General features: G+C 62.3%; 28 protein-coding genes and 1 other annotated feature. Of the genes, 23 read left to right on the forward strand and 5 right to left on the reverse strand.

The window, feature by feature from the left end:
* Positions 1 to 81: 81 nt before the first annotated feature.
* Positions 82 to 1,056 carry an HTH-type transcriptional regulator ArgP gene (locus QEN71_RS06650; RefSeq protein WP_201650255.1) on the forward strand — a complete coding sequence of 325 codons (975 nt, stop codon included), beginning with the start codon at positions 82 to 84 and terminating at the stop codon, positions 1,054 to 1,056.
* 125 nt (positions 1,057 to 1,181) lie between these two features.
* Here QEN71_RS06650 and QEN71_RS06655 read toward each other — a convergent pair.
* The 3 genes from QEN71_RS06655 to QEN71_RS06665 form a co-directional block, all read right to left on the reverse strand.
* A protein-coding gene (locus QEN71_RS06655; RefSeq protein ID WP_201663010.1) for an IS3 family transposase occupies positions 1,182 to 2,422 on the reverse strand; the annotation gives its coding sequence in 2 pieces (ribosomal slippage) (positions 1,182 to 2,116 and positions 2,116 to 2,422; 1,242 coding nt in all).
* Positions 2,004 to 2,120, reverse strand: a sequence feature (AL1L pseudoknot). (Overlaps the previous gene by 117 nt.)
* A gap of 242 nt (positions 2,423 to 2,664) precedes the next feature.
* Positions 2,665 to 3,933 carry an SLC5/6 family protein gene (locus tag QEN71_RS06660; protein ID WP_201661329.1) on the reverse strand — a complete coding sequence of 423 codons (1,269 nt, stop codon included), beginning with the start codon at positions 3,931 to 3,933 and terminating at the stop codon, positions 2,665 to 2,667.
* A complete protein-coding gene (locus QEN71_RS06665) occupies positions 3,926 to 4,870 on the reverse strand; it encodes a fatty acid desaturase family protein (protein ID WP_201661332.1) in 945 nt (314 codons plus the stop codon). The genes QEN71_RS06660 and QEN71_RS06665 overlap by 8 nt, the downstream gene beginning before the upstream one ends.
* A 207-nt stretch (positions 4,871 to 5,077) precedes the next feature.
* On the opposite strand from QEN71_RS06665, the gene QEN71_RS06670 reads away from it, so the two are divergent.
* The 21 genes from QEN71_RS06670 (at position 5,078) to QEN71_RS06770 (ending at position 24,810) form a co-directional block, all read left to right on the forward strand.
* On the forward strand, positions 5,078 to 5,476 hold the full coding sequence (locus QEN71_RS06670) for an ACT domain-containing protein (protein WP_201661335.1): 399 nt from the start codon (positions 5,078 to 5,080) through the stop codon (positions 5,474 to 5,476).
* 241 nt (positions 5,477 to 5,717) lie between these two features.
* A complete protein-coding gene (locus QEN71_RS06675) occupies positions 5,718 to 6,254 on the forward strand; it encodes a hypothetical protein (protein ID WP_201661338.1) in 537 nt (178 codons plus the stop codon).
* A 116-nt stretch (positions 6,255 to 6,370) separates the two neighbouring features.
* On the forward strand, positions 6,371 to 6,604 hold the full coding sequence (locus tag QEN71_RS06680) for a helix-turn-helix transcriptional regulator (protein WP_201661341.1): 234 nt from the start codon (positions 6,371 to 6,373) through the stop codon (positions 6,602 to 6,604).
* Positions 6,585 to 6,881 carry a hypothetical protein gene (locus QEN71_RS06685; protein ID WP_290468236.1) on the forward strand — a complete coding sequence of 99 codons (297 nt, stop codon included), beginning with the start codon at positions 6,585 to 6,587 and terminating at the stop codon, positions 6,879 to 6,881. The genes QEN71_RS06680 and QEN71_RS06685 overlap by 20 nt, the downstream gene beginning before the upstream one ends.
* 344 nt (positions 6,882 to 7,225) lie before the next feature.
* Positions 7,226 to 7,825: a hypothetical protein gene (locus QEN71_RS06690; RefSeq protein ID WP_201661347.1), complete on the forward strand. Its 600-nt coding sequence runs from the start codon at positions 7,226 to 7,228 to the stop codon at positions 7,823 to 7,825.
* Complete coding sequence (locus QEN71_RS06695) at positions 7,825 to 8,502, forward strand: lytic transglycosylase domain-containing protein (RefSeq protein WP_201661350.1); 678 nt, start codon at positions 7,825 to 7,827, stop codon at positions 8,500 to 8,502. Before QEN71_RS06690 ends, QEN71_RS06695 begins: the two co-directional genes overlap by 1 nt.
* Positions 8,503 to 8,551: 49 nt before the next feature.
* On the forward strand, positions 8,552 to 8,890 hold the full coding sequence (locus QEN71_RS06700) for a TrbC/VirB2 family protein (protein WP_201661353.1): 339 nt from the start codon (positions 8,552 to 8,554) through the stop codon (positions 8,888 to 8,890).
* A 15-nt stretch (positions 8,891 to 8,905) separates the two neighbouring features.
* Positions 8,906 to 9,262, forward strand: a complete 357-nt coding sequence (locus tag QEN71_RS06705; RefSeq protein WP_201661356.1) for a type IV secretion system protein VirB3 — start codon at positions 8,906 to 8,908, stop codon at positions 9,260 to 9,262.
* Positions 9,252 to 11,738, forward strand: a complete 2,487-nt coding sequence (locus QEN71_RS06710) for a VirB4 family type IV secretion/conjugal transfer ATPase (RefSeq protein ID WP_201661359.1) — start codon at positions 9,252 to 9,254, stop codon at positions 11,736 to 11,738. The genes QEN71_RS06705 and QEN71_RS06710 overlap by 11 nt, the downstream gene beginning before the upstream one ends.
* Positions 11,735 to 12,895 (forward strand): type IV secretion system protein, encoded by a 1,161-nt coding sequence (locus tag QEN71_RS06715; protein WP_201661362.1) that lies wholly within the window; start codon positions 11,735 to 11,737, stop codon positions 12,893 to 12,895. Before QEN71_RS06710 ends, QEN71_RS06715 begins: the two co-directional genes overlap by 4 nt.
* A gap of 14 nt (positions 12,896 to 12,909) precedes the next feature.
* Positions 12,910 to 13,605 (forward strand): P-type DNA transfer protein VirB5, encoded by a 696-nt coding sequence (gene virB5 / locus QEN71_RS06720; RefSeq protein ID WP_201661365.1) that lies wholly within the window; start codon positions 12,910 to 12,912, stop codon positions 13,603 to 13,605.
* Between the two features lie 183 nt (positions 13,606 to 13,788).
* The gene (locus tag QEN71_RS06725; protein WP_201661368.1) at positions 13,789 to 14,493 is read left to right on the forward strand and encodes a virB8 family protein; all 705 of its coding nucleotides are present in this window, start codon (positions 13,789 to 13,791) and stop codon (positions 14,491 to 14,493) included.
* A complete protein-coding gene (locus QEN71_RS06730; RefSeq protein ID WP_201661371.1) occupies positions 14,490 to 15,320 on the forward strand; it encodes a TrbG/VirB9 family P-type conjugative transfer protein in 831 nt (276 codons plus the stop codon). Before QEN71_RS06725 ends, QEN71_RS06730 begins: the two co-directional genes overlap by 4 nt.
* Positions 15,313 to 16,557, forward strand: coding sequence for a type IV secretion system protein VirB10 (virB10, locus tag QEN71_RS06735; protein WP_201661374.1), 1,245 nt, complete (start codon positions 15,313 to 15,315; stop codon positions 16,555 to 16,557). Before QEN71_RS06730 ends, virB10 begins: the two co-directional genes overlap by 8 nt.
* Complete coding sequence (gene virB11 / locus QEN71_RS06740; RefSeq protein ID WP_201661377.1) at positions 16,554 to 17,672, forward strand: P-type DNA transfer ATPase VirB11; 1,119 nt, start codon at positions 16,554 to 16,556, stop codon at positions 17,670 to 17,672. The genes virB10 and virB11 overlap by 4 nt, the downstream gene beginning before the upstream one ends.
* A 7-nt stretch (positions 17,673 to 17,679) precedes the next feature.
* Positions 17,680 to 18,081 (forward strand): hypothetical protein, encoded by a 402-nt coding sequence (locus tag QEN71_RS06745; protein ID WP_201661380.1) that lies wholly within the window; start codon positions 17,680 to 17,682, stop codon positions 18,079 to 18,081.
* Positions 18,078 to 19,814, forward strand: coding sequence for a type IV secretory system conjugative DNA transfer family protein (locus QEN71_RS06750; RefSeq protein ID WP_201661428.1), 1,737 nt, complete (start codon positions 18,078 to 18,080; stop codon positions 19,812 to 19,814). The genes QEN71_RS06745 and QEN71_RS06750 overlap by 4 nt, the downstream gene beginning before the upstream one ends.
* A complete protein-coding gene (locus QEN71_RS06755) occupies positions 19,811 to 21,676 on the forward strand; it encodes a PriCT-2 domain-containing protein (protein WP_201661381.1) in 1,866 nt (621 codons plus the stop codon). The genes QEN71_RS06750 and QEN71_RS06755 overlap by 4 nt, the downstream gene beginning before the upstream one ends.
* 50 nt (positions 21,677 to 21,726) lie before the next feature.
* Positions 21,727 to 23,250 carry an LPD7 domain-containing protein gene (locus tag QEN71_RS06760; protein WP_201661384.1) on the forward strand — a complete coding sequence of 508 codons (1,524 nt, stop codon included), beginning with the start codon at positions 21,727 to 21,729 and terminating at the stop codon, positions 23,248 to 23,250.
* Between the two features lie 8 nt (positions 23,251 to 23,258).
* Complete coding sequence (locus QEN71_RS06765) at positions 23,259 to 23,795, forward strand: plasmid stabilization protein (RefSeq protein WP_201661385.1); 537 nt, start codon at positions 23,259 to 23,261, stop codon at positions 23,793 to 23,795.
* Position 23,796: 1 nt separating this feature from the next.
* Positions 23,797 to 24,810 (forward strand): relaxase/mobilization nuclease domain-containing protein, encoded by a 1,014-nt coding sequence (locus QEN71_RS06770; RefSeq protein ID WP_201661387.1) that lies wholly within the window; start codon positions 23,797 to 23,799, stop codon positions 24,808 to 24,810.
* Positions 24,811 to 25,025: 215 nt separating this feature from the next.
* Here the strand turns inward: QEN71_RS06770 and QEN71_RS06775 are convergent, their stop codons facing one another.
* Entirely contained in the window at positions 25,026 to 25,454 is a 429-nt protein-coding gene (locus QEN71_RS06775) for a hypothetical protein (RefSeq protein ID WP_201661389.1), read from the reverse strand.
* 145 nt (positions 25,455 to 25,599) lie between these two features.
* Complete coding sequence (locus QEN71_RS06780; protein ID WP_201661391.1) at positions 25,600 to 26,091, reverse strand: hypothetical protein; 492 nt, start codon at positions 26,089 to 26,091, stop codon at positions 25,600 to 25,602.
* Between the two features lie 210 nt (positions 26,092 to 26,301).
* Here QEN71_RS06780 and QEN71_RS06785 point away from each other — a divergent pair, with 210 nt between their 5' ends.
* Entirely contained in the window at positions 26,302 to 26,625 is a 324-nt protein-coding gene (locus QEN71_RS06785) for a helix-turn-helix domain-containing protein (protein ID WP_201661394.1), read from the forward strand.
* Positions 26,626 to 26,728 lie beyond the last annotated feature (103 nt).

A 26,728-nucleotide genomic window follows, 5' to 3' on the forward strand; every position in this document is an offset into this window, starting at 1 on the left:
TTGCGTTGATAGACTCTTGTTTTCGAGATGGGGAGCGCAGCGAACGTTAGTCTAGCGGCTTGCCCAACATCGCCGAGTAAGATGAATTTTGACAGGCAACAACTCGAGACGTTCGCCGTAGTCGTGGAAACACGACACTTTGGTCGAGCAGCGCACGCGTTGAATGTGACCCGAGGTGCTGTTTCGCAGCGAATGATTGCATTAGAAGAGGCTGTCGGCACTCCTCTGCTGGTACGCGACGGGATGATGCTGACCCCTGCGGGGGAAATCATGTTGCTCCATGTCCAGGCGCTGCAGCTTCTTGAAGCGGATACTCTGCAGCGGATCAAGCCGGCGGAAAAGGGGAGGACAAAGATTGCAATCGCGGTAAATGCTGATTCGCTCGCTACCTGGTTTGAGGCGGTCGCGTGTGCTATAGCCAAGGAGAATCTTGCGCTCGAATTGATCGTAGATGACCAAGACTATACCCTGTCGGTGCTGACGCGTGGCGAGGCGATGGGATGTGTGTCGACTGCGAGCAGCGCGCCAACAGGTTTCGTGGCGGAACCGATTGGCGAGATGGAGTATGAATGTGTAGCGACTCCCGAATTTGCTAAGACACACTTCGCTGATGGCGTCACCTTGCACAATATTCTTGCCGCACCCGCAGTGCTTTTTAATCGCAAAGACGGGTTGCATTCCATCTTCCTGGAGCGCCTTATTGGGTTTCCCGTACACGGATACGCGACGCACTTTTTCCCGTCTCCAATAGCGTTACTGTCAGCAATCAGGGCGGGCGTCGGATATGGACTTGTGCCATCCCTGCAGATTCAGTCCTTAATTGACTCGGGAGATGTGATCTCGATTGCGCCACAGCGTAAGATCGCGGTGAGCTTGTATTGGCATCACTGGAAGGCGGCGCCGCCCAACGCGCGCCAGATCAGTGAACTGATAATGCATCACGCCCGCGAGGTACTGACTCAACTGACGGCTGAATCACCGCACTATTCTGTAAAGGGAGGTCGATGGGCGGCAATCGGCTCTGTCGACGGACAGAACGATTCAGGGAACAGTTAGTTTCACGCAATTAACGGAGGCGAGCTCGGCCGCTCATCTTGACGAGCGTCGGTCGAGCTCTCCGGTCGTTAAGAGTTTCGATGTTTGAACCGCCCCGACTTTGTCGGAGACCGCCGAGTTTGGCGCTACGCCGCTCGAGCGGAGCGCACCAGATTCCGATTGTAGACTTCCTCTGCTTCCGCAGGCGATACGTACCCGAGCGGGCCGAGCAACCGATGGTGGTTATACCAGTGAACCCATTCGAGCGTGGCGAGCTCGACGTCTTGGAGCGTACGCCATGAACGCCGATGCACAACTTCGGCCTTGTACAAGCCGTTGATCGTTTCGGCCAGAGCGTTGTCGTACGAGTCGCCGACGGTTCCGACTGATGGCTCAACGCCAACATCCACCAAACGTTCGGTGTACCGAATGCTGAGATATTGCGACCCGTGATCGCTATGATGAATGAGCCCGGGCGGTGGCTGGCGATCGTGTAACGCCTGGTTCAGCGCATCCAGCACGAAGTCAGTCTTCATCGATGCCGACACTCGCCAGCCGACGATACGGCGCGCAAACACATCGGTCACGAAGGCCACATAGACGAAGCCCGACCATGTCCAGCAATACGTAAAATCCGCAACCCACAGCGCGTTCGGCCGCTCGGCCCGAAACTGACGTTTGACCCGGTCCAGCGGGCACGGCACCGCATCGTCGCGCTGCGTCGTCTTGATCCGGCGCCCACGCCGCACACCTTCGAGGCCCATCACCTTCATCAGGCGCGCAACCGTGCAGCGCGCGACCTTTACGCCATCGCGCAACAACTGGCGCCAGACCTTGCGCACACCATACACGCCGAAGTTCTCCTCCCAGATCGCCCGGATGAGGGCCTTCAGTTCAGCGTCGCGACGCGCTCGTGCTGGCCATTGCTCCGGATCGCTGCGCCGCCCGGCGTGCCGGTAATACGTCGACGGCGCGATCGGCAGCAGGCGGCAGATCGGCTCGATACCGTAGACGTCGCGATGCTCATCGATGAACGCGATCATGGCTTCGATCGGCGGTCGAGCTCCGCCTGCGCGAAATATGCGGAGGCCTTGCGCAGGATCTCGTTGGCCGTCCGCAGCTCACGATTCTCGCGCTCCAGTTCCTTCAGACGCGCCAGCTCCGAAGTTGTCGCGCCCGCTCGTTGGCCACGGTCGCGCTCAGCCTGAATGATCCAGTTGCGAAGCGTCTCGCGCGACATCCCCATCTTCGAGGCGATCGAGCGGATCGCCGCCCCCTGCGTTTGATACTCGTGTTGGTGCTCAAACACCATCCGGATCGCTCGCTCACGGACCTCATCCGAATATCGCGTCCCGGTGGGCTTCCTTGTCTTGCCTTCGCTTTCCATGCTTCAAATCTCCCGTTACAGCCAAGATCCGAAGTCTCCTACATTTCCGGGGCGGTTCAGTTAGCCGTCATTCGGGAGGTTTGCGATCGAATTTGACGTACGTAGCAGTCGCGACCTTTAGTGCGTGTGGCAAGCAGCGGAGTGCTTAAGACCGAGCGGGTCCGCGTGCGCATGGGCCAGCTCGGTGTGGTAGTTTTCGGAGGGACGCGCAGCCTACCGGCGAGGTTTGCTGTGATGGTTTGCTAAAACTTTCCGAGTGGCTCGTTTTCTTGACACGTTGTTGAACGACGCCATAGCAGTGCGGCAATCAGGAGCACGGGAAGAAAGGATGCAGCCAACGGATAGGTCTCCGCGGTGGCCTTTAGTCCTGTCCACCTCACGAAGTAAAGCGCAATAGCTATGGTGCCGCCGATCGCCAGTGTTGCGTTGGCACGCCTGTCGGAAATTCGACGATTTAGCAAAGTAAGTCCCAACAGCGGACCAACGGCAGTAATGTAGACCATGTTCAGATCGACCATCATGTCGACCAGACTCTGGCCATGAATGGCGACTATCGTGCCAACCGCGATCGGCAGGACACGCGACCAGATAGGCCGGCCCACAGAACGCGGGCCTACAGCCGCGGTGGCGTCGGCCATTGCTCTCAGAACCGAGCAGCCTGCCCCGAGAGCAGTTGTGAGCAACATGACGATGACGAGAGTCCGCGCCATGGTCCCCGAATGTCCGGAGAGGGTGTGAATAAGCACGGCCGGAATGGCCTGAACGGCGTCGACGAGGTGTTGAAGATGCCAGACCGGCGAGGCTGCGATGACCGCAGAAGCTGGCAGAAAGCCAATCAGGAAAACGGATACTGCTGCGAGGAGACTTCCGTTTCGCGCCATCGTCGGCGTGCGGGCCGCGAGCAAGAACTGCTGATAGTCTGCACCAAAGACTACCATAAGCACGACCGACGCGACTGTGGACCCTGTATGGTCAAGCGTCGATCCCCGAAGTCCGTCAATAAACTGGAGGGGCGCATGCAGCCACACGTCGAGTCCGTTGGTTAGGAACAGCGCACGCACGAGCACGACGTTGCATGCGAGCATGCAGATCGCGAACCCAGCAGCAAGCCACGACAGTCGCAAGGTCGAAAGGCAGACTAACAGCCCATCAACAATCAGAAGAGCGGAAGTCTGGTCGATACCTGCCAGTGTCAGTATCGCTATTCCTCCCCGAATCTGGGCGGCAAGCACGCCGGTCATCCATACAACGGACAGCAAGGCCACTGCGCGACCCACTGAGGCGCCATAGATTCGGTCAAACCTGATCCAGAGGGACTGCCCCGTTATCGAAAGGCCACGTGCGCAACCGGCGAGTGCAACCAGGCCTAACGCACTGGCGATCGCATAGAGACAGCCTGCCATTCCCCCGCTGATCGCGAGTTCGCCTGTGCCAAGGAGAAAGCCAGTACCGCAGCTTGTGGAAACCAGCAGGCTTGCAATTTGAACCGTATTGAGCTTCCGTTCAGACATGAGCCGCCCCCCAATTTGTTGCGCTGGTTCGACCGCCTTTCACGTAGGAATCGCAAATGATCGCGCGTTCATTGAATGCAGAAATCATCTTCAGGCGACTGTGAAACTCGGGCAGGTCGAAGTAGGGGACATGTGGAAACAGATGGTGAGTCAGGTGATAGCCGTTGTGATGCGGATGCAGGAAGACCGAGCTGAGGCCATGATCCGGTATATCGCGGGTGTAGGAGAATATGCCGCCCGGTTCGAGTCCGTAGTGATCGGTCATTTCGCGAAACGTTGTGATGGCATGGAATGCCGTCGCGCGCGCGGCCATCCATAGAACAAAAAACAGCACCGCGAAATGCGTTCCGATGGTGACCTTTAGAAGTGCTTCGCATACGGTCCACCAGAGGACGATAGCAAGCATCTGACGCCGAGTGAGACGACTGTCGATGAAATGCCCGAGGACCGAGCCAGCCCACATGGACGGCGTGATCAGCACGCGCAGATAGACGCTGAACCAGTGGTCACCCGCGTGCGTGACGCTGATGAGATAGTCCGGATCGCGAGCCGGGTCGCCGAGTGAACCGTGATGCCAGGCATGCTGGAGCCGGTAGAGGCTTAGGTCGTTGAACAGCGGCGACGCAAGCAGGACACAGGCGATCCGGTCATTCGCATCGCGGTTGTTACTCAGGTTCTGGTGTCCACCCTCGTGCAGGAGATTACCCAACGCCCGCTGGCGGTTGCCGATGACGAAGATCGCAGCGATACTTGCCCAGACCCCAATGCGATAGGCAAGCCACACGGTAAGGCATATGATTACCCAGTCCGTGGCGATGTCCGAGAGGGATCGCCAAGTTCTGGCGCGCGGAGTTTTCCAGTCCATTCCTGTTGAGTCTAGTGCGGCGTGCATGGTCGCCTGATCGGCAATAACGGATGATGATGCAGGCGATCTCATGGCAGGCTCCTTGTTATGTGAAGTCCCCGGCGTTTTCTGATCGTTGAACGCGTATCTGTTTAGTAAAGGCATTGATCTGATCTTAGGCGGTCGATCCTGTCTGGGTGGCGGTAGTTAAAAATGCTGCCCGGTGTGCAGCATTTTTAAACTCATGACGCGTGTGCCACTCACGGCGGCATGACGTCACTATCAGGAAAGGGTGGAAAGTTGAGCGAAAAGGACCTTGCAAAGCTGTGTGCGACGCTCAGTCCTGCCATGGCGGAGGCGACCTATGTCTATTGTTCGTTTCCGGACTTCAACTTGCCGGCCGGGTTACTGGCCTTCTGCATCGTCCGCGAGCGCGAAGGCCTGACAGCGATCATCGAGCGTGATGAAGCGCTCCGGCGCGGACTCGCCTATACCTACGACGCCCGTCTCATCACCCTGTCAGTCCACTCCAGTCTGGAGGCGGTGGGACTTATCGCCGTGATTAGCCGCAAGCTCGCCGGGGCGGGCATCTCATGTAATGTGATTGCGGGCTACTACCATGATCACATCCTGGTGCCCACCGAGAAAGCTGAAGAAGCGATGACGCTCCTGCTCGAAATCGCCGCTTCGTCTGGTTGACGCGCACCTGGCCGGATGTAAAGGCTTTGAGATCCGGCTCGTTATTTTTTCTGTACAACGGGCAATTTTCGTTTCCCGAGCAGGCTCTGGCTTGCTGCGCGGCTACGCAATCAATAGATTAATGGGAGATCAGGGGAAGGGTGCGGCCCCTGCAACGGGGGACATGAGGCCTGATCAAGCCGTGATTGGGGCATCGATGTGGATATCGAACGTTCCCGTGCCGCGCTGGAGAGGAGGGAGGATGTTCGAATCGGATAATGACCGTGTGGCGCGAGGACCAAAGGATCAGGGCTCGACGCCCGAGCTTGAATACTGGCACCAGCGTAGTGAAGAAGCGCAGGCGCTAATTGCGCGCCTGACAGCGCGTCTGAGGGGGCGCGAGCGCCGTATTGCCCGTCTGGAGCTTGCTATCTCCCGGACCGTCGTGATGCATCACGTCTGGGCGTCACATCTTGAACGCCGGCTCGAGCGCCTGCCTTTCGCGCTTACCACTGTCGGGGACGAGACACCGTCCGTGAAAGCCGCGCAAGAGCGCGGCGTGACAGTACACCTTCCTCATCTGACGCGAACGCTCGAGGTGCTCTTTGAGGTCATGCAGGAGTACTGGTCAGAGTGGGAGCCGGATCGCCCGCCGAAATCGTCAACCGTTGCGCGCGCAATCGATGAACGACTCGGGCTCAAAGGGCAGGCCAACGGCGAGGCGTCGCGTAGTGCTCAAACCTTTGCCGCCGCACTTAGGCCGGACTCTGTCAATGAGTCAGATGGACGTCATCGTTGAATCGGCCTTCCGACGGGTAGGTCCGCCGATATGACGGAATTGCCCGTCAGGCCTCTCACCTGATTGAATGAGACCCATGCAGCAACTCTTTCGAACAGGACAGCGGGAGGTTGGCCATGTCGGTCCAGTTAAGGGGAACAGGCGCAATACTACGGCGCGGGCAGGTTGAACGGGAAGTTGGCCTGAAGCGTTCGACGATCTATCAGCGGATGCAGGAAGGGACATTCCCGCGGCCGATCCGTCTTGGCGAGCGCGCGGTTGGGTGGCGCGCATCGGACATCGAGCGCTTCCTTGAGGACCCGGCGGGATATCGCGTTCCGCCGCCTGCTGATGAGCGCCGCGATGCCTGAAAGCGACAAGCAGCGCTCTATCGATGCGCGTCTGGATAACTGGGCGAGCGCCAGTCGCGGCTCGTATGATCCGATCGATGCCCAGTGCGTCGAGCATGCGTGGCAGCGTCTCGCCGTACGTCAACGTGAACTGCTGCGCATGGCGTATCTGTGGCGTGCCGGTCGCGAGGTGATATGTCGGCGGTTGGGAATTCCGCGACATCCCTGGCACGGGTACGAGCGTGAGCTGTCGTCCGCAAAGCGGGCACTGGCGAGCCTGCTTGCAAAGAAGTCGTGACCTGAAGTGTCGGGCTCGATGTTGAAAAAAGTGCGGCTGATCGTTGCGAAACGATTTCGCGCTTCGTCAGTAATGCTCTGGAAGTAATTCGACAACCTGTTCCGGCCTATGTGCGACATGCACGGCCGAGTACGCATTAGCGGCCCCGATGTATCAACGGATGCGTGTGAGCATGGTGGTCGTTTTCCGATCCGGGATCTGCGTTCGCAGGTCCTTCTGTTACTTGCCTGATCGTAACGACTGATCCCCCTTGAGCCCGCGGTTTGCCTCCCCGGCGCCGCGGGTTCCTTTTTCCCCATCCGGTTTGACACGTCGGCGTTGCATCGATGGGAAGGAAGCGGATCATGAATATGCCTCGGTTGAAAACTGACGGATGGCGGCTGAACGGGATTCGCCGCATCGTGCATCGGTGCGCGCTTGCCCTGACAGTGTTCGCTGGCACGTGCGTTATCGCGCCAGGCGTGGCGCACGCGGATGACTGGGGCTGTCAGGTGCTGCTTTGCCTGTCCAACCCGGGCGGCCCGGAGCAGTACGGTGCGTGCGTGCCACCGATCGAGCGACTATGGAGTGCGCTGCTGCATGGCGATCCGTTCCCGGCCTGTGACATCGGCGCGGGTGGGTCGCAGCGAACGTTCGCTACCAATACGTTCGCGAGCGGGGGCTATTGCCGGGAAGACCTCCTCTACTGGGGCGGCCCGGAACAGAGCGAACTGATGTGCCGTGCCACGGGCGCGATCAATGTCGAGATCGACAACCAGCTCTATACCCGCGTCTGGTGGGATGTCGCGGGTGCGGGGTCGACCGTCACCGAGTACTACGGCACAGGCCGTGCACAGGTGCCGTCTCAGGTGCCCTCCGCGGTGCCATACGACCCATCGCGGTCTGCTGCGCTCTTCCTGCAGCAGAATGAACAGCAGAACAGCGCTGCCGGCAGGGGGCACTGATGCTGCCGCTCGATTTTGCCACGCTCGTGCAGCAGTGCGCCCCCCAGGTCTCGCCGGTCACGATGGCCGCGATCGTGCGGACGGAGTCCGGATTCAATCCGTATGCGATCGGTGTCGTGCACGGTCGACTGGTGCGTCAGCCGGCGAACCAGACTGAAGCCGAGGCCACCGCTCGCGCGCTTGCAACTGGCGGATGGAACTTCAGCGTCGGTCTCGCGCAGGTCAACCGCACGAACTGGGCGGCGTATGGCCTGAACGAGCAGCGCGCCTTCGATCCGTGCCGCAACCTGGCTGCGGGAGCAGCGATCCTCGAGGGCTGCTTTACCGCAGCGCGGGCTGCGCGGACCGATGGTCGGCGCGATCCACAGGCCGCGCTGCGCGCAGGCCTGTCGTGTTACGCGAGCGGCAATTTCTCGGCGGGCTATCGCACCGGGTATGTGCAGCGCGTGGTCAATAACGCCCGCCTGCCGGCGTCGATTCCCTCACATACCGTCGTGCCGGCGATTGAAGCCATTCCGGTTGTTCCGACTGGACCGGCTGGTCTTGATGAGCGGGCCATGCCCGCTACCCGGACCTCCTCACAACCAGCGATGCACCGGCTGCCGGATCCGGATCCGCTGGATACCGCATCGGGCACGAATGCCGATGACCCGCGCGGTAGTGCGGTGGTGTTCTAGCCCGTCTCCCTTCGATAGCAAATCCAGTGCACGTGGAAAGGAGCTTGTCATGAAGTTAGGAATTCGAATCGGAAAGAGGAAAACGGGACGCGTGCCCATCACGCTTTCTGACCGTCGGATGGCGCGGTGGGTTGCTGCCATCACAACAGCGCTGCTCGCGGCGTCGCCCGCGTGGGCGCAGCTGTCGCAGGTCAATACGTTGCTGAGCACGATCCAGACGACCCTGCTGGGTGTCGGCGGTGTGATCTGCTCGATTTCGATCATCTGGGCGGGCTTCCGGATGATGTTCCAGCATGCGCGATTCGGCGACATCGCGAACGTGTTTATCGGCGGCCTTTTCGTCGGCTGCGCGACGGTGATCGCCGGCATGCTGATCCCGACGACCTGATCTTGGGCGAGCACCATGAACCCGATCACGACTTCGTCAATCAAACGGCTCAGCGACCCGGTTTTCAAGGGATGCACGCGGCCCGCGATGCTCTGGGGTGTGCCGCTCGTGCCATTCCTCATGATCGGTGGCGGCATGCTGATCCCCGCCATCTGGGCGTTGCTTGCGAGCCCACCGCTCGGTGTGGGGCTTCTGTTCCTGATGATCCCCGTGTTCGTCGCCATGCGCGTGGTCACACGCCGCGACGACCAGCGTCTCGCCCAGTACGCGCTGCGCCTGCGCATGGTGCTTCGGCAGGGCAATCGCCGCTTCTGGAGCGCGCGCGCCTACACGCCGATTCGCCTGAAGAGGAGGGGCCGACATGCTGGCTGATCCAAGACAGGGTGCAAACTTCGGCGCCGTTGCCAGTCGCGAAGTGGCGCTTGCCGACTACATCCCCTACTCGGCGCATGTTACCGATCAGGTGATCAGGACGCGCGAGGGCGATTACCTGCGGATCTGGAAGGTTGCTGGTATCGCATTCGAGGCTGCCGATCCGGTGGACGTCCTCGTTCGTCACGATGGGTTCAACCAGCTCGTGCGTGCGCTGCCCGGTGGGCACGCCGCACTCTGGTCACACCGTCTGCGCCGGCGTGTGTCAGACCACTTTGACTCGCCTTATGGCAACCGCTTCTGCCAGGAACTGGCCACGCGCTACTACGCGAGTTTCGCGGGCTACCGGATGATGGCGAACGAACTGTATCTGACACTCGTCTATCGTCCCAACCGCACGAAGCTCGGGCGTGCCTTTAGCCGCGCGGCGCGCCGCACACGCGAGGACATCAGGCACGACGAACAGGAAGCGCTGAAAGTGATGGACGAACTCGGCGCCCAGGTCGAGTCGGGGCTGAAGCCCTACGATCCGGTGGCGCTTGGGGTCTATCACAGGCCGAGTCCCTTCACGAAGCGGCCGCGCCGGTATTCGTCTGCGCTGGAACTGCTCGGCTATCTCGTCAACGCAGTCTGGGAGCCGGAGCCGGTTCCTTCCGGGACGATCCGTGAGGCACTGCCGACCTCGCGCCTGTTCGTGGGCGTGGAGAAGGTCGAGATCCGCATGCCATCCGCGACCCGTTACGCCGCGCTGCTCGACCTGAAGGACTATCCCGAGGAAACCGAGCCGGGCATGCTCAATGGCCTGCTGTATGGCGACTTCGAGTATATCGAGACACAGAGCTTCACGATCCTCGACAAACCCGGTGCGAAGGAAGCGCTTGAGCGCCAGCGTAACCAGCTGATCGCCGGCGAGGACGTGGCCGTCTCCCAGGTCGAGGCGATGGATCGTGCGCTCAACGACCTGATCAACGGTGATTTCGTACTGGGCGAATATCACTATTCGCTCGCGGTGCTGGCCGATACGCCCGCAGCAGTCTCGAAGCACGTTGCGAGGGCCCGCACGCAGCTTGCCGATGCCGGTTTCCAGACCGCCCTTATCGATCTCGTGGCGGACGCTGCATGGTTCGCGCAGTTGCCGGGCAACTGGCGCTACCGCCCACGCGAAGCGAAGCTGACGTCCCGCAATTTCTGTGGTCTTGCGAGTCTGCACAACTTCGCAACCGGCAAACGCGATGGCAATCCGTGGGGTGAGGCGATCACGATTGTCAAGACGCCGAGCGGCCAGCCGCTATACCTGAATTTCCATGTCACGCCGGAGAAGCAGGATTCGGCCGACGAGAAGGCGCTTGCCAATACACAGATCATCGGTCAGGCCGGTGCGGGCAAGACGGTCCTCGAACTGTTTCTGCTGGCGATGGCGACGAAGTTCGGGCTGACCGCGGTGCTGTACGACAAGGATCGCGGCACCGAGATCGCGATCCGTGCGATGGGCGGCATCTATACGGTGTTCCGCCGAGGCGAGCCGACGGGGCTCAATCCGTTCCAGATGACGCCGGACGAGTCCGTGCTCGACTTCTGGGAGCGGCTGGTGCGCAAGCTCGTCGATACGGGTTTGCCGTTGTCCGCCAAAGACGAATTCGACATCTCACGTGCGGTGCGTCAAGTCGCCCGCATGGAAAAGCCGCTGCGGCGCCTGTCGATAGTTCGGCAACTGCTGCCGAATGTAGGCGAGAACAGTCTGCACGCCCGTATCGCGAAATGGTGTGCAGGCGGCCGACTGGGCTGGGTCCTCGACAACCCGACGGACACCGTGGACCTCGCACGCGCGAAACTCTTCGGCTTCGACGATACCGAACTGCTCGATGACGCGGAAGTTTCGACGCCCGTCACGATGTACCTGCTGCACCTGACGGAAAGCCTGATCGATGGCCGGCGCTTCATCTATGTAATGACGGAATTCTGGAAGCGGCTGGGGGACCCCGTCTTCACGGACTTTGCGAAGAACAAGCAGAAGACGATCCGCAAGCAGAACGGGCTGGGCATTTTCGATACCCAGTCTCCGGCGGATGTACTGCGCAGTGACATTGCCCGGGCGCTGATCGAGCAGAGCGCGACATTCTTCTTCCTGCCGAATCCGCGGGCCGACTACGACGACTACGTGCATGGCTTCAAGCTGACGGACGCCGAATTCAACGTCGTGCGCAATCTCGGCGAGAACAGCCGCATGTTTCTGGTCAAGCAGGGGCATCGGTCGGCGATCGGAAAGCTCGATCTCGCGGGGCTCGGCGACGTGCTTGATGTCCTCTCGGGCACAACCGACAACGTCGAACTCCTCGACACGACCCGCGCCGAGGTGGGGGACGACCCCGACGTTTGGTTGCCGCGTTTCCACGCGCAACTGGCGAAGCGTCGGGCGACCGTGGCAACCCTGGCAACCCGGGCGACCCAGGCACCCCGTGCAGGAGGTGCGCAATGAGCGGCCTCTTCACCGCGATCGGCGGCACGCTCGAGAACGGCATGTCAACCTATGTCACGAACGTCTCGTCGGCACTGTCGGCCGCGCTTGTTCCCGTCGTGACGACGGCTGTGACGATCTGGGTCATCGCCTATGGTCTTGCAATCGTGCGCGGTGAGGCACACGAAGCCGTGCCCGCGTTCGCGTGGCGGGGATTGAAGGTGGCCGCCATCCTCGCCTTTGCGCTCGGCAGCGGGATCTACCAGCAGCAGGTCGTGATGGCCGTCAGCGGTGCCACCTCGGGTCTGGCCCAGACGATCCAGAACGCCGCCAACACCACGGGCGGCGGCAATCCGGGTTGTGGATCGGTGAGCGGCAGCAGCGTGACATCAACGGGCGCAACCGGCATCTACCAGACGCTCGACTGCTATGACCAGCAGATCGATCTGGTTCTCGATGCCTATTCCGAGAAGGCGACCCATGAAGGACTCAGCCCAAGCGGCCTCGCTGCTGCCATCGGTGACATCGTGTGCGGATTCATCGCGGCGGTCGGCGGCTCGATCTTCCTGATCGTGCTGGCGTTCGAGGTCGTGATGGGTCGCATGCTGCTCGACCTGGTGCTCGGGATCGGTCCAATTTTCATCGCCTGTGCAGCCATTGCGCCGACGGCCCGTTTCTTCGAAGCGTGGACGGCGAAAGTCGCGAACTACGCGTTGCTGCAGGTACTGGTGGCCGCTTTCCTGGGGATGGCACTGACGGCCTTCTCGACCGAGCTCGCGCCTTTCCAGGTGACGACGTCAGCGCCAGGTACCAACGCGGCGGCGCTTGTGGCGGCCAGTCAGGCTGCGCTCGAAGCTGCGTCGGCGTGGGGTGCGGCGCTCGGCATGTTTGCGACGGCGATTTTTCTGGCGATGGTTGGCTGGCAATTGCCATCTGTGGCGTCCGGCCTGTCAGGGGGCGCGACCGTGTCTGGCTTTGGTGCGTTCATAGCTGGCGTGGCATCACGGCGCCTCGCCACCGTGATCGGTCAGATGCTCACCCGCAGCGGCAATGGTCCGCGTCCTGGCGGCACGATCCGTGACCGGACAGGCTCTGGAGGCGGATCGGGAAATTCATCGGGCGGTGTTGCGCCGGCTTACCAGCGCGCCGCGCACGCCAACCTTGGACAGGGCAGTTGAGAGAGGTGGACATCATGAAAGCACGATTCAAGGTAGCCACTGCCGCGCTCGTCTCGGTGGCATTTTCTCCGGCGGGCTACGCCCAGGGCATTCCGGTATTCGACGCGCAGAACGTGGCCCAGGCCATTGCGACGGTCGCGCAGCTTGAGCAGGAGGTACAGCAGGAGATCCAGATCTACCAGTCGACGGTTGGCACACGGGGCTTCGGTGCGTTGCTGACCAATCCGGTGGTGGCAAATTCGCTGCCGTCGAACTGGCAGGGTGTCTATACGGCGGTCCAGAACGGCGGCTACGCGGGTCTGTCTGGCAGCGCTCAGGCGCTGCGTTCGGCCAGCGAGATCTATAACTGCGAAGATCAGGCCGGCATCGACCAGCAGGTTTGCCAGCGGGCGCTGAACAAGCCGTTCCAGGACAAGGCGTTCGGCCAGCAGGCCTACCAGACCGAACTGCAGGAACTGAACCAGATCCAGAGCCTGATGCAGCAGATCGATGCCACGCAGGATCCGAAAGGTATTGCGGAACTGCAGGCGCGCATCCAGACCGAGACCACGGCGGTCGGCGACGAGATGACCAAGCTGCAGCTCTTCCGGATGCTTGCGGATACCGAAGACCGGCTCGTCGCCGAGCAGCAAAGCGAACTGGTGCTGAGCCGTGCGGGTAATACCGTCCGGCTGCAGGACCAGATGGTGCCGGCATCGTTCGGTAACTGAGGGGGCGATCATGAAAGGCTTTGTGGTTGCATCGCTTCTCATGAATTTCGTTATCCTTATCAGTGGATGCTCTTCGGATGGACCAGAACCTGTCTTGCCGGATGGTTTGCATCGCGTGCCGGTCAACCGCGAGCTTCCCGTTCCGCCGGTGCCGTCCGCCGCGTCGGCAGTGGGAGCCGGATCATGAGCACGGACGACGACTATGGACGCGTGCTCGACATTGAGGCTTCACTGACACACCTGCGGGAGCAATCCGAGCGACGCGCGTGGCACGTGGCATACGGGGCGGTTGGTGTGGCCGTGCTCAGTGTGATGGCGCTTGCCGTCATGGTGCCTTTCTACCGGGTGGTGCCGTTGCCGATCGAGGTCGATCGCCTGACGGGCGAATCGCAGGTGATCGATGTGCTCGATGCGCGTCACGTGCATACGAGGGAGATCCAGGACAAGCACTGGGTTGAAGCATACGTGCGCGAGCGAGAACGCTATGACTGGGGGCTGCTGCAGATGGACTACGACAGTGTGCTCGCCATGAGCGATGACGTCGTCGCGCGCGACTACCGGGGCATTTACAGCGGCCCCGATGCGCTGGATCGGCAGCTCGGCCCGAACACGGAGCGGCGCGTGCGGATTCTCTCGACGACGCTGCCTCCCGATGAACCCGGGCACGCGGTAGTGCATATCGAGCGCACGACGTTCAAAAACGGTCAGGCGAACGCCGAGCCGACGCAGCGATTCGTGATCACGCTGGCTTATGCCTACCGGCCGCCGGTTTTCACACGCGAAAGCGTGGCCGTTACAAATCCGTTCGGCTTCAAGGTGACGGCTTACAGCCGCGATCCTGAATATACGCCGCCGGCATCATCGTCGAGCGCCGGAGGTGCGCCATGAGAACGCTTTGTGTTCCGGTGCTCTGCCTTGTGAGCCTGCTGGTGCTGAGTCCGGTCGCACGCGCCTGGACGGTGCCAGGCTGGTCCGATGACCCACGGGTGCGGCAGATCGTTTATGCGTCTGACGCCGTCGTGCGCATCGATGCGCAGCGAGGTTTCGCCACCCATATCGCCCTCGACCCGCACGAGCAGATCCAGGTAGTCGCACCCGGCGATCGCGATGGCTGGCAGGTGGTGGCGAACAGAGGCGACCACGACGTGTATCTCAAACCGCAACTGGCCGCGCACGACTCGAATCTGGAGATCCGTACGGATAAACGCAGCTACAGCTTCGACCTGGTGGTGTTGCCCCTGAAGGCGAAGTTCGGCAACGACGAAGAGATGTACCGGGTGACGTTCATCTACCCGGATGAGCTCGACACCCAGGCGCACGCTAAGGCCGATGCGGCGCTGGTGGCGCACCGTCTTGCCCAGCCGTCCGTGGTGCGCAACACCCGGTATTCGATGCAGGTCATGCCGCATTCGGACGATATCGCGCCGGTCGCGGCGTGGGATGACGGGCGGTTCACCTGGATCCGCATTCCGGCCAACCGGCGCCTTCCGGCGATCTTCCGGGTGGCGGATGACGGCATGGAAAGCGTGGTCGATAAACATATGGAGAACGACACGATCGTCGTACATGAAGTGGCGAAGCGCTTCGTATTGCGGCTCGGCGATGAAGTTGTCGGCATCTGGAATGACGCATACGACATGGACGGCGTGCCGCCCAGTGACGGCACGACGGTCGATGGTGTGAGGCGTGTTTTGCGGAGTCAGGATCATGAGTGACGACATCCGCAACACGATCGAACCGGATGATCCGTCCGACCGTCGTCCGGATGGCGCTAGCCCGAATGGCATCAACGGGTCCGCGGAGCCGCTTGATCGCGGCATGCCTGCACTCGGGCAGTACCGGGGCACGCGCCCGCGCGCCTGGTGGCTGACACCGCTGGTGGTTGTTCTCGTGGCCGGCGCTGGTGCGGTATGGACGATTCACACGTTCCTCGCACGTCACGACGCGGAGGCGAAAGCGCACCGGGACACGGTGCAGGATACCGCGACGCAGGGACGCGTTTTCAGGGACGCGCCGGTGGCCGCGAGCGCGGCGTCCGCGCCAGTCGCGGCAATTGCGCCTGCCGCTGTCTCGGGCCCGGTTGTCGCCCGTCCGCCTGTCGCAGTCCAGCACCCGGCGTTGGCCCGGAGTTACTACGATGCGCCGTTACTTGCGGTCGGTAGCACGCCTGGCGCCAGTGGCCAGAGAGAAGGCCTGGCGGACGGGCTTGCTGCCGGGGGCGTACAAGGCAACGTCGTCGCCGCAGCTTCTTCGGTCGCGGCATCGGTATCCGGCCGACCGTTGGCGACACCGGGCCAGGGCGGGATCGGGGCATTTGACCAGGCGTTGACCCCGACCGCCACGCCGCGGGCGCATGCGGGTGTACTTGGCGATCGCAGCCTGGTTCTCGCGCAGGGTGCCAAGATCGATTGCGCAGGAGACACCGCGTTCGATTCGACGGAAGCGGGGATGTCGACCTGCACGGTGACGAAGAACGTCTATTCCGATGACGGGCGGGTCGTGCTGATCGAGCGTGGATCGCAGATCAACAGCCAGTATCGTTCAAACCTGTCCCCCGGACAGAAGCGGACGTTCATCCTCGCGGCCCGCATCGAGACGCCCCACGGCGTGACCGTCGAGATCGATTCGCCGGCAGCGGACGCGCTCGGCCGCATGGGCATTGACGGCTATGTCGACAACCACTGGCGGCAGCGAATTGGCGCCGCGATGCTGCTCGGCATCACCCAGGACGCGATCGGGTATCTGGCTACGCGAGGCGGTAACAGCAACGGGTCCGTCGTCTACGAGAACACGCAGCAGCAGGGCAACGACATGGCGACGCGGGTGCTCGACAGCACGATCAATATTCTGCCGACGCTGACCCAGAACCAGGGCGCCGAATTCACGATCGTCGTCGCGCGCGACCTGGATTTCGGAACGGTCTATGCACTGCAGCCGGAGGGCGCGCCATGATTGTCCGCCCCGACATGCAGGATCGATCTGTCGACACCGTGCTTGCGCGGCTTCCCGACGACGCGTCGGTTCGCGAGTTGATGCGGCCGTTCGCGCCGCTGCTTGACGATGGCGATGTGACTGAACTCGTCATCAACCGGCCGCAGCGCGTGCTGACCGAGACACATCTTGGCTGGCACGGGCACGACTACGCTGATCTCGATTTTGAGCGCCTGATGTCCTTCGCTGTGGCGGTTGCGACGTTGACGAACCAGGAGGTATCAGCGCAGCATCCAGTGCTCTCCGCCTTGCTGCCCGGAGACGCGCGCATCCAGATCGTGGTGCCCCCGGTCGTGCCGCCGCGTACGGTTTCCGTGACGATACGCCGGCCTTCTGCCCGCGAAAAGACTCTCGAGGCGTATCGCGAAGAAGGGCTGTTCGATGACACCGTGTGGCACCGCCCCGATGGACTCGACGCCGCGTTGCCGGCGCTGCGCCCGACAGACCGGAAACTCCTGCGGTGCCTCGAAGAGCGGGACTGGTGCGCCTTCTTCGAGCGGGCCGTGACCGGCCGCCTGAACATCGTGATCGTCGGCAATACCGGGTCGGGCAAGACGAGTTTCATGAAGACCCTCTGCCGCTCGATTCCGCCGACCGAGCGAATCGTGACGATCGAGGATGTCCGCGAACTCTTCATCCGGCATATCGAAAACTGTGTGCACCTGCTGTACAGCAAGGGTGGTCACGGACAGGCGCGTGTGACGCCGGCCGATCTGATCGCAAGCACGATGCGCATGCGGCCCGACCGCGTGCTGCTTGCCGAACTGCGCGGCGCCGAAGCCTATGACTTCCTGAAACTGCTGACGACCGGCCACGCGGGCTCGATCACAAGCTATCACGCATCAAGCGCGACCGTTGCAATCGAGCGCTTTGCGCTGATGGCGAAAGAGCATCCCGAAGCTGCCGCCTACGACGATGCCGCACTGAAATGCCTGCTCGCCCTGACGATCGACGTGGTCGCCCACATGGAGGCATATCCGCTTTACGACGGGGCGGGCGATCGGATCGGCAAGCGCTGGGGCATGACGGAAGTCTGGTTCGATCCGATGCGCAAAGCGCGCACGACGTTTCCGTGAGGCCTGCATGGATACGAACCTCCGAGCCTCAACTCCTTCCGACACCGCTAATCCGGTAGCCCATCATGTGCGTGTCGCCCTGGTCACGGTCGCAGTTCTGGCGACAGTCACGGGGGCTCTGCTGGCCTCGCTGTGGGTTGCATCGTTTTTCCTTTACGCGTGCCTGCGGCTGAACCCGTTCCATGCGGGAGTATGGGGCTGGCCCGATGCGCTGCTGGCCTGGCATGACGGCCTAATGCCGCACGGGGGCCGGCATCTCGCCGGCGCGGCGCTGCTGGGTGTTCTCGTCGCGGTAGGTTGCCCCGCGATGGGACTGTATTCGCTGTGGGATCGATCCGGGCGGCGGCGTCTCTACGGCAGTGCCCGGTTCGCCAGCGAAGCGGAAATCCGCGCGGCGGGGTTGCTATGAATGCGCGCACACTGATCGATGCGTCGCCCATCGTCGTCGGGATATGGCGGGGGCGCTATCTGCGCTTTTCCGGGCAGCAGTTCGTGCTGCTCGCCGCACCCGCGCGCTCGGGCAAGGGCGTCAGCATCGTGATCCCGAACCTGTTGAGTTACCCGGATTCGGTCGTGGTCCTCGACATCAAGCGCGAGAACTACGCGATCACGGCAGGCTTCCGGCGTGCACAGGGGCAGGAGGTCTATCTCTTCGACCCGTTTGCGGAAGATGGACGCACGCACCGGTTCAACCCGCTGTCGGCGATTTCCGATGGCCTGTTCCGCGTCGGCGACATTCTGGCGATCGGCTACGCCCTCTATCCGCCAGGTGGCCACGATGACTTCTGGAAGGACCAGGCACGTAACCTGTTTCTCGGTATCGTCCTGCTGCTCAGTGAGTGGCGTGACGCGCGGCGCACGGGGAGGGGCGAATCCATCCCTGACTACCCCGTCACGATGGGCGAGGTGTTGCGGCAGTCGTCGGGCCACGGCATGCCGGTCAAGGCGTACCTGCAGCGCGCACTCGTCCAGCATCGCGCTCTGCTTAGCGGCGCATGCGTCGATGCGCTGAACCGTTTCCTTTCCAACGACGACAAGGTGCTGGCGAGCATTCTTGCGACATTCCACGCGCCGCTTACGATCTGGGCGAACCCCATCGTCGATGCGGCAACGAGCGCTAACGATTTTGATCTGCGCGACGTGCGTCGCCGTCGCATGTCGATCTATATCGGAATCACGCCCGATCACCTGTCCGAAGCGGCACTACTCGTGAATCTTGTGTTCTCGCAGCTCGTCAATCTGAACACGAAACAGTTGCCGGAGACGGATCCAACCCTGCGGTTCCAGTGCCTGCTGCTACTCGACGAGATGACGGCAATCGGCAAGATCCATATCATCGCGCGCGCCGTGGCCTACATGGCGGGCTACAACCTGCGTCTGCTCTCCGTCGTGCAGTCGATTGCGCAGCTCGAGTCGGTCTACGGCCGCGCCGACGCACGTACCTTCCTCACGAACCACGCGATGCAGATCCTGTATGCGCCGCGTGAGCAGAAGGATGCGAACGACTACTCGGAGATGCTCGGCACCTTCACCGACCAGTCGCGCAGTGTCAGCCGCCCGAACACGATGTTCGGCGGCCGGGGCGGATCGAGCGAGAGCATGTCCGAGCAACGTCGCCCGCTGCTGCTGCCGCAGGAACTCAAGGAACTGGGGCGTGACAAGGAAATCATCGTGCTGGAGAACACGAAGCCGATTCTCGCTGACCGGATCTGCTACTGGCGCGATCCGGTGTTTGCTTCGCGGGTCTTGATTGCACCGTCGGTGCCGGCCATGGATCTGGCCCGCTTCACGGCACAGATCGAACGTCGTGTGCGCGCGGTCGAGTCCGACGAGATCGATCCGGAAGGCGCGGGTCTCCTTCATCTGTCGCCCGAGTATCTGGAGGTGCTGCAGGCTTGGGACCCGCGCGATCTTCCACCGCGCCTTGCCGACCTCAGTGAGGACGAGGTCACGGCCTACGTTGACCGGCACTTCATGCTGCTGGGCGTTCCGGCCAGGCATATCGGACAGGCGACACGTCGGCTGTCCATCGCAGACCTCGACGTCGCGGAGCTGGTGCCGCCAACGTCAGCACGTGAGAGGCGCGGTCCGGTGACACGTGCCGGAACGAACACGGCATCGATTGAGGGAGCATGGCGATGAGTATGCCGCAGACGGACGAAACCGCCCGTGTACGGGCCGCCCTTGCTGTAATTCCGGCGGAGGACTACGGCACGTGGGTCGACATGGCGTTTGCACTGAAGCACGGTCTGGGTGACGCGGGCTTCGAGATCTGGGACGAATGGAGTCGCACTGCCGGCAACTATGACGAGCGGGCGGCCCGCACGACCTGGCGCTCGGTGAAGGAGTCGGGCGGCAAGACACTCGCCTCGCTCTTCTGGCTCGCGCGACAGAATGGCTTTGACCTGAGGCGTGGTCACTACCCGGACCGGTTGGCAACCGAGTTCGTGCCGGCTCCCGACGTGCTCGAACGTCGCAATCGGGAAGCGGCACGCCAGCAGGCGCGACATGCCGCTGCTGCCCGCGAGGCGCAGGAAATCTGGCAATGGGCGCGGCCTGTTGGGCCTGAACATCCTTATCTCGTGCGCAAGGGTCTCGATTCAGTGCCGGCGCTGCGCGAACTGGAAGCGCCTGAACTGCGTGCGTTGCTTGGCTATGCCCCGGCGAGCGAAGAGCGACCGCTTTCCGGGCGCGTGCTGGTCGTGCCGGTCTGGATCGGTCGTGCCATCTCGACGCTCGAGCTGATCGACGAAGCGGGCAACAAGTCGTCGCTGGCCGGGGGCGTCAAGAAAGGCGGGTACTGGATGGCCGGACCTGCGCCCGTTGCCGGCGGCCAGACGACGCCGATCCTGATCGGCGAGGGCATGGCCACGATGCTCTCGGCGCACCGCGCAACGGGATGGGTGGCACTCGCGTCACTCGCCAGTGGGAATCTGCCGCCCGTCGCGGAATCCATGCGCGAGCAATTCCCGGACGCGGACATCGTCGTGCTGGGCGAGCTGGGGCCGGGTGAGGCCAAGGCCAGACAGGCTGCGGACGCATCCCGTGCGCGCATGGTCTTACCCGTATTCGCCGTCGACGCGCGAATTGACGACAAGGCGCCAACCGATTTCAACGACATGGCGGTTCTGTCCGGATCTGCCCGGGTGGGCGAGCACCTAAGCGAAATCGTGGGCCGCGATGTCATGCCGGTCGTTGAGCGTGCCGGATTGCCAGCGGGCATGGCAAACGGCAGGTCAAACGGCAGGGAGCCGGACGAACCGATGGAGGACATGATGGGCAACGTGAAGGAAAAACTCGTCAATGCCGGGGACGACACACTGCGTCGTCGCACGTCGAAGCGCGGCGCACCGAAACCGACCACTCCGTCGGTAGCTCCTGAACCGGTGATGACATCGGCGGAGGCACAACCGACGGGGGACCGGTCTACGGCTGTCCCTGTGGGTGATACCCCGGCTGCTGAGCCGAGGCGCTTCGCGCCGACGCGTCCGCCGGTTGGTGAATCATTGTTCGCTGTAGCGGATGTGCCCAGTGAAGTCAGGGCACTGGCCGAACATCGGTTCGGTTCGCCACTACGCATGGGGACGCCGCGCGAGAACGGCGGACCCTACCGCGGCGAGGTGTTTAATACGGAGCACTATCTGATTCAGGAGGTGGCGACGCGCAGCGTCGTTTTCCATCCGAAGACGCAGATGGAATTCGTCTCGGAGCGGCTGCGATGGATGGATGAGAACGCACGGCTGAACGGATCGGAACTGCAGGTCGGCTACGAAGGTGATCGGCCCAGGGTCTATCCGTGGGATCGCGCGCGTGACCTGCTCGACCGCACGGTCGGCTCGCTCAAGAAGTCCGCCCGTGAACTGAATTTTAGTCCGAACCTCGAGGGCATGCTCGACCAGTTGCAGGCGCGTTCATGGGCCCGGATACGCGAAGCACGTACAGCGGCGCTCGAGCAGTCGAAGGAGCGGTCCGCACCGCAGGATCCGCCTGGGCCGGATCGCTAGACCAAAGGATGTATCGCCTGGAAGCATGACCGATCAGAAAGGAGCCCACCATGTCTGAAACCTTGCCGCCTGCCGAGCCACTCATCAATGTGATCGAGCCGGATGTTCCCGGACATTCGGCATCGATTGAACACACCAAAGGTGATGGAGATACCAGTCGCCTCGATGCGGCGGCCCTTGATGCTGTGTCGGCCCGGCGCCGGCGTGAGTTTGACGCGGCACGGGCGCGTCTGCGCGATCAGGCCATCCGGGACGATGCTCGTGTGGCACCTCAGTCTGCTCACCGCCCAACCGGCGACGCGCCAATCGAACGCGAAGATCACGCTGCTGTTCGCGCGCCGCTTGACCAGCCGCCGGAGCGCGTACGCAAACGCTACCTGCGGGCCGGGAATCAGTATTTCCTGAAGGACGCGCCGTATCAGCTCGCGTTCGAGGATATCGGACCGTACCTCGTCACAGAACACAACCGGCCGGACGTGGTGGAATCGATGGTCGACATGGCGGCGGCGAAATCGTGGCGTCGTATTCGCGCGTCCGGTCACGAGGCGTTCCGCGGCGAAGTGTGGTTGCAGGGGTCGTTGCTGGGCATCGAGGTCAGCGGGTATGAGCCAAAAGCCGCCGATCTGGCGCGCCTGGCCGATGCGCGGCAGGCGCGTCTGAACAACCGCATCGAAGCGGATGCGTCGTTGCGTTCAGCCGGTTCGACGATAGACGTAGCAGAGCCCAGTCGTGCAACGTCTACCCCCGCCCCAGCCGCCGGGCCGCGGGATGTGGCGGATGGCGCCGCATCTGCGGCCCTTCGACGTGACGCTCAGCGGGGTGAGCCGCTTGACGCGAAGCGACCGCCGGCAGCAGGCGACGATGTCGACACCCCGAGGCGATATACCGGCGAGCTGCGCGAGCACGGTGGTGCGCCGTACCAGAATAATCCTGCGCGCAGCGAGTCGTACTACGTCGTGTTCCGCGATGCGACAGGCGCGGATCACGTCGTCTGGGGTGTAGATCTCGAACGCGCGGTGCGCGAATCGGGCGCGCAGCCCGGGCAGCAGGTCGCACTTGAAAACCTGGGGCGACGGCTCGTCACGGTCAAGGTACCGATCCTGGATGAGCACGGTGTGGTGATTGGTGAGGATGAGCGCGATGTGCACCGGAACACCTGGCAGGTAGATGTGATGGGACGGGAGCGTACGGCGGCGCAATCTGTGTCAGAAGCCCAACGCGTAGCGGGAGCAGACGCGACACCTACAGGCACGAATGCGCGCGAAAGCGGCCAGGGGCTGCGGCGCCCGGGCGTCTCCGATGAGGACAAGGTGCTGCACCTGGCCGTGCTCACCGGCGCGATGCGGGAGCAGGGATTCAGTGCGCGCTCGATCGGGCGTGTGCAAAGGCGCGCGGAAGCGCTGCTCGATGCGTTTGGTCGCGAGGGCATTCCCGTGCCGCGGCCGAAGGTCTTTGATCCGAAAGCGCCGTCGGAACGGGATCGTCGGACACGCACAGCGGTCGGACGTGCGCCTGGGCGGGATATCGAGCTTGAACTGGTGCACACGCCCGTCGAACCCTCGCCTGGGCGCTAGGAGCTGTTATGCGTGTACGTGATCGCTTATGTATCGAGCTTGGTGGCATGAGACGGGATTGGGATCGCTGGTGCGTGCGCCGGGGCCTGACCGTTGGTGAGGGCGCGCGGCAACTGGTGGCCGCCGCGTTGCGTGCGGACGGTGGCAATGATGATCCGGAAATCGACGCGGAGGTTCGTTGGAGCGTTGTCGGCGATCCTCGCATCCGGATCGAACTCAGGTTGACGGCTGCCGAACTCGAGGCTGTTGAGTTGCGCGCGGAGGGGGCGGGCCTGACAGCTAACCGCTGGATCGTTGCGCTGATCCGTGCGCAGTTGACGCACGAACCCCAGCTTGGCGCGCGCGAGATGCGGCTGCTGTCGGATTCGAATCTGCAGCTTGCTTCGATCGGGAGATGGCTTGCACAACTTGCCCGCGGCGGCCACATACGACATGGCGGACAGGATGTGAACGGCGCCGTCGAGGCCATTCGTGGGGCGATCGATGCGCACCTGCGCGTCGTGGCAGATGTGATGCGGGCAAACCTCGATCGATGGAGCCGGTGAGATGCCTTATCCGAAGGTCTACATTGATGCGATGCTTCTGAACTGGGGTGACCGGCTGTTTCAGGATCCGTTCAGGCACGCGAGGGCACGGCGACTCTCGCAGGCGAGCCTGCGAGACGAGGCCGCGAGAATGCGCGAGCAGCTCGCGCGTACGCTCAGGCGCACGCCGGAAGTGATGATCAAGATCACGAACAAGGCATCGGGCGCGCAGGGCATCGGCGCGGTGCGCCGGCACCTTCGATATATCTCCCGGAACGGGCGGGTGGAACTGGAAGACCAGAATGGCGATCGCATCGCCGGACCCGAGGCGGTACGAGATCTCGTGCAGACCTGGCAATTTGGCGGATGGGGTATACCGGAAGCGAGTGTTCGTCGCGAGGTGTTCAACATCCTGCTGTCGATGCCGCCGGGTACGAACCGTCAGGCCGTGCGGGACGCCGCCCGGGATTTTGCGGCCGTTGAATTTGGAGATGGGCGTGCCTATGTGTTTGCTGCGCATGACGACGAGGCACACCCGCATGTTCACCTCAGCGTGCAGGTCCGTGGACCGGATGGCCGGCGTCTGAATCCGCGAAAGCAGGATCTGCGGCGTTGGCGCGAGCGGTTCGCAGAGCAGCTACGCGCGAACGGTGTGGATGCCAACGCAACGCCCCGACGGGTGCGTGGCGAGACCCGACGATATCCGGCACAGGGCGTCAGGCATATGGTGGAGCGTGGTGAGAAACCGAAGTACTGGCGTGCCGTTGCGAACGAAACGCAGCGACGCGCCGGGTGGCAGGCTCACGACAAGGCATTTGCAGTGTGGCGGGAGGTGGCGCGGACAATGGCCGCGTCCCCAGCCGGTGCGGACCGCGCGATGGCTGTGGGCATTGTGGAGTTCGTGCGCGCGATGCCGGTCCAGCGGGACGCCGTTGTCCCAGACATGAGACGGGATCCGGCGCCAATGCGCAAGCATCGGACGGCACCAGAGCGCGATGGTCGGCCTGACGTCCCCGATCCGCACATCGAACTCTAGCGCGGCCGAGAGGGTGCTCCCGTTCCGATGGGCGAAGTAAGCGACGCGCGGTCTGGTGTCCTCATCCGCGCACCGCGTCGGCCTTCATTGCTTGTCCGTCATCGTGAGTCTGCGAAGACGACGTTGAAATTGCGCTCGGTATGAGGGGGGCTGGTGTGAGACGCACCGCGTCCACACGGAGCACGTAGGCGCTGCTGTTATCGACTGCAGGCGGCTCATAGACCGATGAGCCACGCGGGTGCGCCCTTGTACGTCGCGAAGAGCAGGAAAATCAGGGCGACCGCGACGAGCGGCAGGCCGTAGAGTGCCACCGGAAAAAACAGCACGAACTGGAGAGACGAGCCGACGACGCCGTAGAGGGCGTTTGTCGCGTGGACGTTTTCGTAGGTCAGCCAGCCTGCTGCAGCAATACCGAGAGCCATGAGGGCAAGTCCTCCTGACGGCTGCGCGTGATGCAGTGCGGCCGTCGCCCACGCATAGAATCCCCACCAGATGAAATTGATCGCGATGGCGGCGAGCAAGAATCCGCGCGCAGCGAAAAAGCTGTGGCCGAAACGATTCCGGCAGTGGCGACCACATAGCTGGATTGCCCGCGCAGTGCCGAGAAGAAGGCCGACTACGATGGCAAGTTTCAGAAAATCCATACGACGTCCTCCCACGGAACGTGGCTGCGCAGGATTCGAGTGATACACACAGCCCCAATCCTCCCATTTGTGCAACTATAGACGCTGCCCTGGCAGACGCCGTGAAGGGTTAGAAATGCTGACCGGTGGTTAGCGTGTCGATCGTCTACCACGAGCGCAGTTGTTGTTGTATCAGTGCGATGTCGATGGACAGCGTGCCTATGCTCAGCATTTTCGCGGTGTCCTTTTGCAGTGCGCGTTCGTAGAGATCCAGAAACAATGGACACCAGTTTTCGCGACGATCCCGGAACGGCCATGCCGGTCGCGCGTTGTTGCAGCGGACATTATCTTCACGAGGGGTTGCAGGCAGGATCGGAATATCGAGTCGCGCCACGAGGCCGTGGCGCCCGAGGTCGAAATCGGGATGATCCTTCGGAAGCAGGAAGAGGACAGTAGCGATCAGCTCTACGTCTTCGTCCAACTGGTCAGTGTGACGACTTTGCGCGGTAGCCAGGCCGTACGCCGCGACCATTTCGCTACTGCGGCGACTGATCCACTGTTCTGCGCGCGCCAACTCGTCGTTGAGCAGGCGCAGGCGGCTGCAATCCTGTTCGTTGAGGTCAATGCCGAGGTCGGTCGGCACTCTCTTGTCCTGCATTTTTCACTTCCTGCGTTTCCGGGCGTCGAGCGCGTAGCGAGCCGCGCCGTGGTCGTGCAGCAACCCTCCTGAGCGGCATGATCGAAGGCTGTCACGGCCGGGCAGCCTCAAGCATCTTCAAGCTGCGTTCGGATGCTACGATAATCGTAGTATCTAAGTGGGCGCTTTGCAACGATATTCGTAGCTTCGTATATTACGAGCTACCAGTGAATGTCTGCGGCGTCATCTTCGATTTTTGGAACGCGACTGAAGGAGGCTCGCCTGGAGGCCGGGCTATCGCAGAAGCAACTCGGAATCGAGGCTGGCCTGGATCCATTCGTCGCGAGCACCCGAGTTAACCGTTATGAACTGGGTGTCCATAAGGTCGACTACACATTCGCAATTCGTCTCGCCGCCGTGCTCAAGGTGCCGGTGGCCTTTCTGTATGCTGAAGACGCTGAACTTGCCCAACTTATCTTGGTTTTTGGCAGGCTTCCGAAACGAAAGCGAGCCGAGCTTTTGTCGCATGCAAAGACCTTCGAGGCCGGGTCGTAACGTGCGATTGCCCCCGCATCCAAAGACGTATAGTTTAACGAAAGCAGTTTTGTGCGTCGTTATTGGTATGCGTCTGGTCGGCCTATTCGCTATTTTGTATCGG

It is taken from the genome of Paraburkholderia sabiae, assembly GCF_030412785.1.
Taxonomy (GTDB): Bacteria; Pseudomonadota; Gammaproteobacteria; order Burkholderiales; family Burkholderiaceae; genus Paraburkholderia; species Paraburkholderia sabiae.